At 70.4% G+C, this 12,485-nt stretch carries 11 protein-coding genes; 4 read left to right on the plus strand and 7 right to left on the minus strand.

Features of this window, described 5'->3' with window-relative positions; translation table 11 throughout:
* Positions 1-24 precede the first annotated feature (24 nt).
* Both R3E98_15060 and R3E98_15065 read left to right on the plus strand, forming a co-directional pair.
* The gene (locus tag R3E98_15060; protein MEZ4424728.1) at positions 25-858 is read left to right on the plus strand and encodes a creatininase family protein; all 834 of its coding nucleotides are present in this window, start codon (positions 25-27) and stop codon (positions 856-858) included.
* Positions 859-999: 141 nt separating this feature from the next.
* Positions 1,000-1,455, plus strand: coding sequence for a hypothetical protein (locus R3E98_15065; protein MEZ4424729.1), 456 nt, complete (start codon positions 1,000-1,002; stop codon positions 1,453-1,455).
* Positions 1,456-1,458: 3 nt separating this feature from the next.
* Here the strand turns inward: R3E98_15065 and R3E98_15070 are convergent, their stop codons facing one another.
* The 7 genes from R3E98_15070 to lipA form a co-directional block, all read right to left on the minus strand.
* Positions 1,459-1,830: a VOC family protein gene (locus R3E98_15070; GenBank protein ID MEZ4424730.1), complete on the minus strand. Its 372-nt coding sequence runs from the start codon at positions 1,828-1,830 to the stop codon at positions 1,459-1,461.
* 109 nt (positions 1,831-1,939) lie between these two features.
* A complete protein-coding gene (locus R3E98_15075; protein MEZ4424731.1) occupies positions 1,940-2,500 on the minus strand; it encodes a DUF4199 domain-containing protein in 561 nt (186 codons plus the stop codon).
* Positions 2,501-2,766: 266 nt separating this feature from the next.
* Positions 2,767-3,213, minus strand: a complete 447-nt coding sequence (locus R3E98_15080) for a LuxR C-terminal-related transcriptional regulator (GenBank protein MEZ4424732.1) — start codon at positions 3,211-3,213, stop codon at positions 2,767-2,769.
* 140 nt (positions 3,214-3,353) lie between these two features.
* Positions 3,354-4,679: a pyruvate dehydrogenase complex dihydrolipoamide acetyltransferase gene (locus R3E98_15085; GenBank protein MEZ4424733.1), complete on the minus strand. Its 1,326-nt coding sequence runs from the start codon at positions 4,677-4,679 to the stop codon at positions 3,354-3,356.
* A complete protein-coding gene (locus R3E98_15090) occupies positions 4,679-5,671 on the minus strand; it encodes a pyruvate dehydrogenase complex E1 component subunit beta (protein ID MEZ4424734.1) in 993 nt (330 codons plus the stop codon). The genes R3E98_15085 and R3E98_15090 overlap by 1 nt, the downstream gene beginning before the upstream one ends.
* On the minus strand, positions 5,668-6,750 hold the full coding sequence (pdhA, locus tag R3E98_15095; GenBank protein ID MEZ4424735.1) for a pyruvate dehydrogenase (acetyl-transferring) E1 component subunit alpha: 1,083 nt from the start codon (positions 6,748-6,750) through the stop codon (positions 5,668-5,670). The genes R3E98_15090 and pdhA overlap by 4 nt, the downstream gene beginning before the upstream one ends.
* 71 nt (positions 6,751-6,821) lie before the next feature.
* Entirely contained in the window at positions 6,822-7,949 is a 1,128-nt protein-coding gene (lipA, locus tag R3E98_15100) for a lipoyl synthase (protein MEZ4424736.1), read from the minus strand.
* Positions 7,950-8,409: 460 nt separating this feature from the next.
* Between lipA and R3E98_15105 the strand changes: the two genes are divergently transcribed.
* Both R3E98_15105 and R3E98_15110 read left to right on the plus strand, forming a co-directional pair.
* Entirely contained in the window at positions 8,410-11,781 is a 3,372-nt protein-coding gene (locus R3E98_15105; GenBank protein ID MEZ4424737.1) for a response regulator, read from the plus strand.
* Positions 11,778-12,482, plus strand: a complete 705-nt coding sequence (locus R3E98_15110; GenBank protein MEZ4424738.1) for a hypothetical protein — start codon at positions 11,778-11,780, stop codon at positions 12,480-12,482. Before R3E98_15105 ends, R3E98_15110 begins: the two co-directional genes overlap by 4 nt.
* The last annotated feature ends 3 nt before the right edge of the window (positions 12,483-12,485 follow it).

Raw genomic sequence — 12,485 nt, forward strand, 5'->3', positions numbered from 1 at the left:
CGTCTTCTTCCGCAACGAGGTCCCATGAGAGCGAAGATCCTCCTCACGACCGTGCTCGGCCTGGCCCTGGCGTGCCAGCCCGCCCCGGAAAGCCCCGCCGCCGAGGCGCCTGCCGCCCAGCAGCGTCCGGTGGACACGGTCTTCATCGAGGAGATGACGTGGACGGAGATCCGCGCCGCCATCGACTCGGGCAAGACCACGCTCATCATCCCCACCGCGGGCACCGAACAGAACGGCCCCCACATGGTGATGGGGAAGCATCGGTACATCATCGAGATGGCGGCCGACCGCATCGCGCGGCAGCTGGGGAACGCGCTCGTGGCGCCCACCGTCACCTACGTGCCCGAGGGCAACATCGATCCGCCGTCGGGTCACATGCGCTACGCGGGCAGCATCACCGTGCCCAACGACGTCTTCATGTCGATCGTCGAGTGGGGAGCGCGCAGCGGTGCGGTGCACGGCTTCACGGACATCGCGCTGATCGGCGACAGCGGCGGCAACCAGCGCGGCATGGAGGAGGTCGCCAACATGCTCAACGCCGAGTGGGGCGGCTCGCCGGCGCGCGTGCACTTCATCCCGGACTACTATTCGGCCAACGGCTTCGGCGAGTGGGTGATGGCCCAGGGCGAGCCCGAAGAGGCCGTGGGCAGCCACGCCGGCATCCTGGACACGTCGCTGCTCATGTACGTGAACTCGGACCACATCCGCATGGACAAGCTCGCGCCGCTGGGCGGCGGGGAGGGCAGCGGGGTCTCGGGTGACCCGACGCGGGCGTCGGTCGAGCGCGGCGAGCAGGGCATGGAGATGCGGGTGGACGTCGCGGTGAAGCAGATCCGCGAGAAGATCGCGGCCAACTGACCCTCGCCCCGTGTGAGCGCGCGGGGCCAGGACGGAGACGCCGGGAGTGGCGGGGCGAGCGCCCCACCGCCCCGGCGTCTCTACGATCCGCGGACCCGGGATCGGGTGGCGGGGCGGCAGCGGCGCCGGATCGCCGGGTTGGTGGCGATCGTCGCGGTCGTCTCCGGCGCCCTGGTCGCCGGCCTGCACGCGAGCGAACTGCCCTTCCTCGCGCGACCGCTCGGGCTTTGCCCCGACGGCACACCCCTGTACGACTGCGCCATCCCCGTCTGGACGCACGCCGCCGCCGGAGCGCTAGGCGCGGGCGTCTTCTTCCTGCTCCTGCTCCCGCTCGTGCCCCTCGCGGGGCGGAGGGTCCGCCCTTCCGTGTACTGCCGCGGGTGCGACCGCATGGGGTGGGTGGCGGACCTCGTCGGCACGAACGGTCGCTGCCCCCACTGCGGGAGCGAGCGCCATGACTTCTTCGTCATGGACGTACGGGCCGTCTTCCTGGGCGGCAGCACGCTCTTCCTGCCGCGGCAGGAGGTCCTCGCCGACGTGACCGGCTCCGCGCTCCTCGAACGCGACGATGGCTCCCGGCCGGCACCAACCTCCTGACCCCTACCGGTGCTGGTCCACCAGGATCGGATTGCCGTCCGGATCGACGGCCGTGAAATAGGCGGGTCCGGTGGTCGACTCGTCGGCCTGCTCCACCAGGGTGATGCCCGCTTCCTTGAGGTGCCGTTGCAGCTCGCGCACGTCCGTGAAGCTGTCCAACTCCTTCGCGTCACTGTCCCAGCCGGGATTGAACGTCAGGATGTTCTTCTCGAACATGCCCTGGAACAGACCGATCACGGCGTTCCCGTTCTTCAACACGCACCAGTTCTGGCTCACGTCGCCGCCCTTCTGGCGGAAGCCGAACGTCTCGTAGAAGGCCTTCGACGCCTGCAGGTCCTTCACGGCCAGGCTGATCGAGAATGCACCCAGTTCCATGTCGTCTTCTCTCCTGTCGAGGGATGGGGTCCGTTCGGATGTCGGTGATGCCGCCGGTCGCCCCGACGGACGCTACGGGGACATGGGCCAGCGCTGCCGCGCCTCCCGCCTAGCCGGCCGGGACGGCTCCTCCCGGGCTCGGCGCCTCACCGGTCCTCGAGCGCTTGCGACTGTGCACACCCGCGGCGACCAGCGTGAAGAGCAGGCCCACCGGGAGCGGCTCGATGAACGTGAACGCGATGTTGATCAGGGGATTGCGATACAGATCGCGGAAGTCCGCCAGCTCCTGGGCGCGCGCCTCCAGTCGCTCCGGGGGCGCTCCCGCGGCACGCTCCTTCTCCAGCAGGTACTCACCGTAGCGTTCGCCGAAGTCCGGCATGAATCCATAGTAGATCACCTCCCAGGTCGCGACGTAGCAGGCGGTCGTCACCAGCGTGATGCCCGCACCCACGGCCAGCGCCCGCCCGAAGCCGATGGTCCCACCCGCGACCGTGTCGCGATATCTCCGAACGCCGACCCAGACCATCAGGAAGGCCAGGACCATGGACGTGTAGCCCACGATCATGGCGTTGTCGAAGCCGATCCGGTCCTGGAACGGCAGGGCCAGCAGCATCATCGCGGACAGCAGGCCGCCGCCGATGAGGCCGAACGTCAGGACGATTCTGCGCATGGGTGGCTCCGGGCTCGAGGATCCGACCCCGCCACGGTAACGCGGACCGCCCTCACCCGCCTCACCCGAAAGGACGATTCTGGCCTCCACGGGCCGAAATCGTACGAACGGGGGAGTGACGGGCCCCCTGGGAAGCTGTGGGAGCGTGCAATGGAGTTCCTCGGCCTCCGCGGTCGCGGCCGTGGATGCCAGCGGGCAGGTCCGGGCGGGAGCGCCGGGAGTGCGGCGTCGGCCAGGGGGGGCAGCGGCGCGTGGACGAAGCTCCCCTACGGGATGAGCCCCAACTCCCGCCCCCTCTGCACGGCCTGGGTGCGCCGCCGGGCGCCCAGCTTGGTGAAGAGGTTGCCCAGGTGGGTCTTCACGGTGTTGGCGCTCACATGGGACCGGGCGGCGATCTCCTTGGTGCTCAGGCCCTCCGCCGCCAGCTCCAGCATCTCCAGCTCGCGCGGGGTGAGGCCGAGCGCCTCCACCTGGGCCTCGTTTCGTACGAACGTGTCGGGAGCCGGGACCGGCACCTCCCGGACCACGAGGGTCTCACGGGGCCGGGTCAGCTTCAGGCCGATCCAGATGCCGACGCCGGCGAAGAGGGCGCCGACCAGGGCGCCGTAGATCTCGACCGAGTGGGCCACGACCAGCCATCGGTACTCGATCAACCGCAGGACCGCGATGAGCACGCCCGCCACGACCCCGAAGAGCAGGACCGTCCTTCCCATGCCTCCGTCCCTCGGATGCGCGTCGGGCTCCCCCGGCGGGGGAGCCCGTTCGAACTCCGCTCCGAACCCCGGTCGGGCCGGATCGGCGCCATGTCCGGCGCGCACTCGCCGCGTCGGAAGATCCGACTGCAAGACGCGCTCTACAGCAGGACCGCGCCCGGCTCCTCCAGCATCCCCTTCAGTGTCTGGAGGAAGCGCGCACCGGTGGCCCCATCGATCACGCGGTGGTCGCAGCTCATGGTGATCTTCATGCGCGGCACGAAGCGCACACCCTCGAGCGGGTCCTCCACCGGCCACTCCTCGATCCCGCCGATCGCCAGGATCCCCGCCTCCGGCGGGTTGATGACCGCCGTGAACTCGTAGATCCCGAACATGCCCAGGTTGGAGATGGAGAAGGTGGAGCCGGTGTACTCGTCCGGCTTCAGCTTCTTCTCGCGGGCGCGGCCGGCCATGTCCTTCACCTCGCGCGCGATCTGCGCCACGCCCTTCACATGCGCGTCGCGCACCACCGGGGTGATCAGCCCGTCCTCGATGGCGACGGCCACGCCGATGTGCACGCGGTTGAAGCGGCGGATCTTGTCCCCCAGCCAGTGCGCGTTGCACTCGGGATGGCGCGTCAGCGCCGCGGCGGTCGCGCGGATGATCAGGTCGTTGAGCGAGACCTTCTCCCCGTAGGGCTCGAGCAGGGCGTTGATCCGCGCGCGGGCCTCCTGCATCCGCGTCATGTCGACGTGGATGTTCAGGAAGAAGTGCGGGACCGGCCCCAGCGACTCGGTCAGGCGGCGCGCGATGGTCTTGCGCACCTGGCTGAGCGGGATGTCCTCCGATTCGGGTCCGCTCAGCGTCATGACCGGCGCCGGGGCCGGGGCGCCCGCCTTGGGCGCGGCCTTCTCCGGTCCGCGCGCGAGCGCCGCCTCGATGTCCTTCTTGACGATGCGACCCCCGGGACCCGAACCCTCCACGTGCGAGAGGTCCACGCCGGACTCGCTGGCCACGCGCCGCGCCAGCGGCGAGGCCTTCACGCGTCCGCCGTCGGCCGGCGCCGACTTCGCCTCGCTGGAGGCATCGGTCCCCGCCGCCTCGGCTTCCGGCTCGTCGGCCTCGGGCGCCTCGTCCTCCGGCTCGGCCGCGGGCTCGTCGGCTGCGGGCTCCTGCGTGTCCGACGCCTTCGCGGCCGGGGCAGCGCCGTCGCCTCCCGAAGGACCGGAGATCCCGCTGATGTCCTCGTCCGCGCCGGCGATCACACCGATCACCGCACCGACGGGGGCCACACCGCCTTCGGCCACGAAGATCTTCCGGAGCACGCCCTCGCCCCGGGCCACGAGCTCCATGGTCGCCTTGTCGGTCTCGATCTCGGCGAGCAGCTCCCCGTTGCTGACGGAGTCGCCCTCCGCCTTGAGCCACTTCACGACCTGCCCCTCCTCCATGGTGGGAGAGAGGGCTTCCATGTGCACCTTGGTAGCCATCAGCGGTACAGGACCTTGTTGCACGCCTCGACCACCCGCTTGGCGGTGGGCTTGGCGAGCTGCTCGAGGTTCTTGGCGTAGGGCATGGGAACGTCCGCCTGCGTCACGCGCAGCACGGGAGCATCCAGGTGGTCGAAGGCCTCCTCCTGGATCAGGGCCGCGATCTGCGCGCCCACTCCGGCGTACGGCCACCCTTCTTCGACGTAGACCACGCGGTTGGTCTTGCGCACCGTGGCGAGGATGGCGTCCACGTCCAGCGGACGCAGCGAGCGCAGGTCCAGCACGTCCGCCTGCACGCCGTCCTTCTCCAACTGTCCGGCCGCCTGCAGGGCCAGGTGCACCATCTTGCCGTGGGTGATGATGGAGACGTCCGACCCCTCGCGCTTGAGGTCGGCCACGCCGAGCGGCACGATGTGGTCTCCGTCGGCGGGATCGGGCACCTCGCCCTTCACGTTGTAGAGGAGCTCTCCCTCCATGAAGGCCACGGGATCGTTGTCGCGGATGGCCGCCTTGAGCAGCCCCTTGGCATCCGCGGGCGTGCCCGGCGTGACCACCTTGATGCCGGGCGCGTGCACGTACCAGACCTCGCAGGCCTGGGAGTGCTGCGCCGAGAGCTGCAACGCCGCCCCGGTAGGCCCGCGGAACACCATCGGGATGCCGATCTGGCCGCCCGACATGTAGAGCGTCTTGGCCGCGGAGTTGAGGACCTGGTCCAGCGCCAGGATCGAGAAGTTGAACGTCATGAACTCGATGACGGGACGCAGCCCCACCATCGCCGCACCTACGCCCAGCCCCGCGAAGCCGAGCTCGGAGATGGGGGTGTCCACCACGCGGCGGGGCCCGAACTGATCCAGCAGGCCCTTCGAGACCTTGTAGGCACCGTCGTACTCGGCGACCTCCTCACCCATGAGGAAGACGCTCTCATCGCGTGCCATCTCCTCGGCCAGCGCCTCGTTCAGCGCCTCCCGGTACGTGATCTGGCGCGCGCTCACCGGTCCCTCCCGTCGAAGAAGAGCCGGCCGTGCTCGTTGAGGTCGGCGTACACGTTCTCGTAGAGCTGCGTCTCGGGCGGCTGGGGCGAGTTGTCCGCGAACTCCACCGCCGCGTTGCAGATCTCCCGCACCTTCCGGTCGATCTCCTCGAGCTGGTGCTGCTCCAACCAGCCCGCCTCCATCATCCGGTCGCGCAGGAGGTGGATGGGATCCTGGCGGGCGATGCGCTCCTCCACCTCCTCCTTGGAGCGGTAGGTGCCGGAGACGGGATCCGACATCGAGTGACCCTTGAAGCGGTACGTGAGGACGTCCACGTAGCGCGGGCCGCCCCCGGCACGCACCTCGGCGATCAGGCGCTCGAAGTGCCGGTAGGTGGCCAGGACGTCCTGCCCGTTCACCTGGCTGGTGGCGATGTCGTACGAGGCGGCGCGTTGCACGATCGGGGTGGTGGAGACGCGCGAGAACTTGGTCCCCATCCCGTAGTCGTTGTTCTCGACGACGAAGATGACGGGCAGGCTCCAGATGGCCGCCATGTTGAGCGACTCGTGGAACGCCCCCTGGTTGACCGCCGCTTCGCCCATGAAGCAGATGCAGACCTGCTCGCCCCCCCGGTAGCGGATGGCCCAGGCGATCCCGGTGGCCAGCGCCGTCTGGGCGCCGACGATGCCGTGCCCGCCCATGAAGCCGGCCGCGGCATCGAAGATGTGCATGGAGCCGCCGTTCCCGCTGGAGGCACCGTCGGCCCGTCCGAACAGCTCGGCCATGACCTGCTTGGGATGGACGCCCTTGGCCAGCGCCTGGGTGTGCTCCCGGTACGCAGTGATGACGTAGTCGTCATCCCGGAGCGGCTTGATGGTCCCCGCCGCCGTGGCCTCCTGCCCGATGTGCAGGTGGCAGAAGCCTCCGATCTTCCCGATGGCATACGCCTCCTCCGCCGCTTCCTCGAAGCGGCGGTAGAGGAGCATGTCCGCCAGGAGGTCCAGGCACTGGGTCCTGGAGAAGCCCAGCATGGGCCCGTCCGCGTCACCGCCCCGGCCGGGCGACCGCGCCTCGACCTCCCTGGTATGCGTGTCGGCCATCTCTCTCCCGTCGAGGCGGACCGGTGGCCCGCCGTTGATGGATCGTTGCACGTGTTGGTCTGACTTGAAGATCAGGACTTGTCGCCGAAGGCGCGCCCCGGCCGCCCGACGTCCAGCTGCACCAGCTTGTTCCCCAGTCCGGCGAAGTGCCCGGTCGGCAGCTCGGCCGGTGCCAGCACGTCCGCCTCCAGAACGCTCTGGATGCGGCCGGGCCCCCCGGCCTCCACCTCCCGCGCCTGCTCCTTGGCGTGGTAGCTCGACCGGACCAGGGGTCCGGACTCCACGTGCTTGAAGCCCAGCTCCTGCTCGCCCACACGCTTCCATTCCGCGAACTCGTCGGGCGTCACCCACCGGGCCACGGGGATGTGCATGGGAGATGGTCTCAGATACTGCCCCAGGGTGAGGATGTCGACCGCGGCCTCCCGCAGATCGATCATCGCCTGCCGGACCTCGTCCGGCTCCTCGCCCATGCCCAGGATGATCCCCGTCTTGGTGAGGATGTCGGGCCGGATGCGCTTCGACGCGCCGAGGAAGGAGATCGAACGCCAGTAGCGACCGCCGGGACGGACGTCCGGGTGCAGCCGCTCGACCGTCTCCAGGTTGTGGCCCAGGATCGCGGGGCTGGAATCCAGCACCACGGCCAGCGCCTCCTCGTCCCCCTTGAAGTCCGGGATGAGCAGCTCGACCGAGCAGCCCGGGACCGCAGCGTGGATCCGCCGGACCGTCTCCGCGTAGATGCCCGCGCCCCCGTCCGGGAGCTCGTCGCGGTTCACGGACGTGATGACCACGTGCTCCAGGCCCATCGAGGCCACGGTCTCCGCGACCCTGCGCGGCTCGTCCTGGTCCAGCTCCGTGGGCATGCCGTGCGCCACCCCGCAGTACTTGCAGGCGCGCGTGCAGACGTCCCCCAGGATCATGAAGGTGGCCGTGCCGGCCTCCCAGCACTCACCGATGTTGGGGCAGCCCGCCTCCTCGCAGACCGTGTGGAGTGCCTCGGTCCGCATGAGCTTCTTGAGGCGGAGGTAGTTGGCCCCGCCCGGGGAGCGCACCTTCAACCACTCGGGCTTGCGGGCCCGCAACTCGACGGTGGCCAGGCCCTCGTGGGCCCGGATCCGCGACGAGCCCTTGGGCTTGACCACGCCGGTGTCCTTCCCGGCGGGCGCGTATCCCCGAGGGGTCTGGGTCGTGGTGTCCGACACGGCACCGTCCTGCGTTGGATCCGAAGGAAACGGGGCCCGTTTCAGGGGCCCCGCCGCGCACGGCCGTCACCGGCCGTACAGCCCGTCAAACCTACCCAGGACCGGAAGGGCCGGGCAACGGACGGAGCCGCACCCCACCTGCGGGCGTTCCGCCCGCGCCGGCCGGACCGCGGTGGCGGGAGCGGGAGCACCCCATGGCGCGTCGCGTCCTCCGCGCGGGCGCGCCCCGGAAGGAATTGCCGCCTTGCGCGCCGCGCCCGTGGCACACGGTGAAACCCCTTGCCGCATACGGCAGAACGGGCGTCGCGCAATCCTCCGCATACGGTTGGATGCGGAAGGGTATTCCTAGGATAACTACACCTATGTCAAGGACTTGTGGTCGGTGGACCCGCCCGGGTACGCTTTCTGCTCATGCGGTGGACCGTATCACTCCCGCGCTCGACCAACCCGAGGACCGGTCTTGGCCATCAACGAGCTTCCGGACGTGGAAGCCGGGCTCCAGCACGAGCTCGCCACGCACCTCCGCCGCGAGAGCTATCTCCCGGAGCTGGCGTACGTCCTCCTCAGCGGCCTCGCCGTCTTCCTGCTCTGGCCGCTCGTCCCGGGCACGCAACTGGCCGCCTGGTTCACCCTCGTCGGGGTCGTGTCCGTGGTCCGCCTGCTGGTCCGGCGGGACCTGCGGACGGGATCGGGAAGCGACGCGCAGGTCTTCCGCCGCACCCTGGTCTGCGCCGTCGCGGGCGCCTTGACCTGGAGCCTGGGCCCGCTGTGGTTCGCGCGGTCGCTGACCATGGTGGAGCTCGGCCTGTTCACGGCCATCGCTGCCGGCCTGCTCGCGGGCGCCATGTCCTCCCTGGCCGCCCACCGGGTGGCGTTCGTGGGCGTGCTGTCCTCCCTGCTCCTGCCCCTCGCCGCGGCCACCCTGCTCAACGGCATGGATCGCCCGCAGCTGACGGGGCTGGCGCTCATCGGGATCTGCATCGTCGTTCTCCACACCCTCTACGTCCGCTTCCACGAAGCGCTCGTCGATGCGGTGCTCACCGGCAAGCGCCTCGAGATCAGCGAAGCCGGGGCGGAGCGGGAACGGGCGTTCTACGGCGCGCTCTTCGCCGCCACGCCCACGGCGGTGGCCGCCCTGCGGCCGGATGGGACCGTCATCGCGGTCAACCCGGCCTTCGAGCGTCTGTTCGGATATCCGGCCGACGAGGTGATCGGCGCCGAGCTGGACGAGCTCATCACGCCCGAAGGAGAGCGCGGCTCCGCCCGCGCCCTGACGAGCCGGGTGAGCCGGGGGGAGACGGTCTCCACCACGCTGGAGCGGCGCAGCAAGGACGGACGGCTGCTGGACCTGTACGTGGCGGCGGCACCGGTGACGCACGCCGATGGCGAGAACGTCCTCGTGCTCTACGAGGATCGCACTGCGGAGCGGCGTGCCCGGCGCGCGGTGCGGGAGACGGAGCGGAAGTACCGCGACCTGGTGGAATCGTCGTCGGACATGGTGTGGAGTCTCGACGCCCAGGGTCGTTGGACCTTCCTGAACGCTTCAGCCGAGAAGATCTACGGCCTGCCCCGGGACCAGATGATCGGGCGACCGGCCCTGGAGCGCTGCGATCCCGAGCGCCTCCGACCCGACAGCCGCGCCTTCGCCGACCTGGTGGCGGGTGCCGAGCTCACCGACTACGAGACCGTACATCTCGCGCTGGACGGATCGCCCCGCCACCTCAGCTTCTCCGGCCGCGTCATCCGCGACGAGAGCGGACGGGTGGCCGGTGCGCACGGCACCGCCCGCGACGTGAGCGAGCGCGCTGCCGCGCGCCGCGCGCTGGAGGAGGCCCGGGAGCTGGCGGAGCGCGCCGCGCAGGCCAAGAGCACCTTCCTGGCCAACATGAGCCACGAGATCCGCACCCCGATGAACGGCGTGATCGGGATGACGGAGCTCCTGCTGGACACGGAGCTGAGCGCCGAGCAGCGCCGCTCCGCCGAGCTGATCCACGGGTCGGCCGAATCGCTGCTGCGGGTCATCAACGAGATCCTCGACTTCTCCAAGATCGAGGCCGGACGCGTCGACCTGGAGGAGATCTCCTTCGATCTGCCGTCGCTGGTGGACGGCACCGTGCGGCTGCTGGCGATCGAGGCCTCGACCAAGGGCGTCGAAGTGCTCTACGACGTCGCCCCGGACGTCCCGCGCCGCGTGCTGGGCGACGCCGGCCGCGTGCGCCAGGTGCTCACCAACCTCGTCGGCAACGCGGTCAAGTTCACCGACGAGGGCGAGGTCATCGTGACGGTGCAGCTCGTCTCGTCCCTCGGCGACCGGGCTCGCGTCGTGTTCACCGTGCAGGACACGGGCATCGGGATCCCCTCCGACAAGATCGACCAGGTCTTCAACGACTTCTCCCAGGCGGAGCTGTCCTACACGCGTCGGTACGGAGGGACGGGCCTCGGCCTGGCCATCGCCCGCAGACTCGTCGAGAAGATGGGCGGCGAGATCAGCGTGCGCAGCACGCCGGGGACCGGCTCCAGCTTCCTGTTCGAGGTGCCGCTGCGCATCGACGAGCGACGCACGAGCCCGGTCGCGCGCCGTCGCCCCCGGTCGCTCGCCGACGTGCGCGTGCTGGTGGCGGACGACAGCGACCGCAGCCGCGGTCTCGTCACCCGGGTCATGCGCGATGCGGAAGCCGACGTCGACGAAGTGCAGGACGGCGCCAGCGCGCTCACGCGCGTACGGCGCGCCGCCGAGGCGGGGGAGCCGTACCGGTTGCTGATCCTCGACGCCAACATGCCGGGCATGACCGGTTTCGACCTGGCGCGCGCCATCCGCGACGACGAGACGCTGGGCGAGACGCAGATCATCATGCTGACCTCCGCCGGGATGCACGGCGACGGTCAGCGTTGTCGCGACCTCGGCATCCTGGGCTATCTGCCCAAGCCGGTCGCGCGGCATGAGCTGCTGCGCGTGGCGGCCACCGTGATGGAGAGCGCCGGCGAAGCGGGGGAACGGCGCGAGCTGATCACGCGTCACACCATCGACGAGGTGCGGGATCGGCTCGACATCCTGCTCGTCGAGGACAATCCCGTGAACCAGCAGGTCGCGGCGGGGCTGCTGCGCAAGCGCGGACACACGGTGGATGTCGTGGAGAACGGACGGCTCGCGGTCGACGCGGTACGTGCCGGCCGGTACCACGTGGTGCTCATGGACGTGCAGATGCCGGAGATGGACGGCATCACCGCCACCAAGCTGATGCGCGAGGATCCCACGCTGCAGGACCTGCCCATCGTGGCGCTGACCGCGCACGCGCTGAACGACGAGCGCACCCAGTGCCTCGAGGCCGGCATGAACGCCTTCGTCTCCAAGCCCTTCAAGCCGCACGAGCTGTTCGCGGCCGTGGAGGGCTGGGGAGCGATGGGCGCGGCCCTGGCGGCGTCCCAGGACGACGAGCCTGCAGCGGAGGCACCGGTCAGCGACGACGGCACGCCGCCCGTGGACCTCGCCTCCTTCCGCGCCACCATGGCGGAGGTGGGCCTCGAGGACCGGGTGGCCACGACGCTCGGGGTGTTCGCCGGGGACGCGCCGGGGCGGATCGGCGCGCTCCAGGATGCCATCGGGCGCGGCAACGGCGCCCAGGTGGCCGCGACCGCGCACTCGCTGAAATCGGCCGCGGCCACCATCGGTGCGCATACGCTGGCCGCGCTGCTCAAGGAGATCGAGATCGCCGGGCGCAACAGCGCCTTCGAGGAGGCCACACAGCTGGCCGCGGCGATCGAGCGGGAGGGGCAGGCGGTGATCGCCTACCTGGAGAAGCAGGGGATCATGGCGCAGGAGATGGCCGGGTGAGGGTGCAGAAGGAGCGGGAGATGGAATCGATGCCGGCCGCGGGCGATCCCGTGGGCGGCACCCCGGCCTGGCAGTCCCTGTCGGACGGCCTGCTGGCGGGCTTCTGTCACGAGCTGGGCGGGCGCGCCTCCGCCTTCGCGAGCATCGCCCACCTGGCCAACCGTGACTCGATGCGGGCCGGCTTCGTGGTCGGCGAGATCGAGCGCGAGTCCGAGCGGCTGGTCCGGCTCGCGAACCTGCTGCGGGTGCTTCCGCGCCACGAGGGGCAGGGCCTGCGCAGCACCGCGCTGGAGCCGTCCGTGGCCGAGGCCCTGGAGCTGGCCCGCTACCACCATGGCCTGCGCGCCATCGAGCTCGAGTCCGCGCTGGACGCCGGTCTACCCGCGGTGCGCGTGGACCGGAACCTCCTGATGCAGAGCCTGCTGCTGCTGGTCGCCGCCACGGCGCGCCACGCGTTCGGGGAAGGGCGCGACCGGGTGCGGGTGTCGGGGTCCCGGGACGGCGACACGGTGGTCGTGCGGATCGAAGCGCCGTCGGGCGCCCGTCAGGACTGGGGCCTTTCGCCCTGGCTGGACACCCCGCCACCCACGGTCGACCCCACCAGCCTCGCGGCCTTCCGGGATCGGTGGGCCCGCGACGGGGGAGCGCTGGATGCGCTTGCGGACGGCGGGTACCGGCTGACGCTGCCGACCTCGCGCTGACCG

Source organism: Gemmatimonadota bacterium (assembly GCA_041390125.1).
Taxonomy (GTDB): Bacteria; Gemmatimonadota; Gemmatimonadetes; order Longimicrobiales; family Gaopeijiaceae; genus JAGQIF01.

What these genes read in the sequence shown, in the direction of transcription:
- R3E98_15060 (MEZ4424728.1), top strand. Translation starts at nt 25, where the DNA reads ATGAGAGCGAAGATCCTCCTCACGACCGTGCTCGGCCTGGCCCTGGCG.
- R3E98_15070 (MEZ4424730.1), bottom strand. Translation starts at nt 1,830, where the DNA reads ATGGAACTGGGTGCATTCTCGATCAGCCTGGCCGTGAAGGACCTGCAG.
- R3E98_15075 (MEZ4424731.1), bottom strand. Translation starts at nt 2,500, where the DNA reads ATGCGCAGAATCGTCCTGACGTTCGGCCTCATCGGCGGCGGCCTGCTG.
- R3E98_15080 (MEZ4424732.1), bottom strand. Translation starts at nt 3,213, where the DNA reads ATGGGAAGGACGGTCCTGCTCTTCGGGGTCGTGGCGGGCGTGCTCATC.
- R3E98_15085 (MEZ4424733.1), bottom strand. Translation starts at nt 4,679, where the DNA reads ATGGCTACCAAGGTGCACATGGAAGCCCTCTCTCCCACCATGGAGGAG.
- pdhA (MEZ4424735.1), bottom strand. Translation starts at nt 6,750, where the DNA reads ATGGCCGACACGCATACCAGGGAGGTCGAGGCGCGGTCGCCCGGCCGG.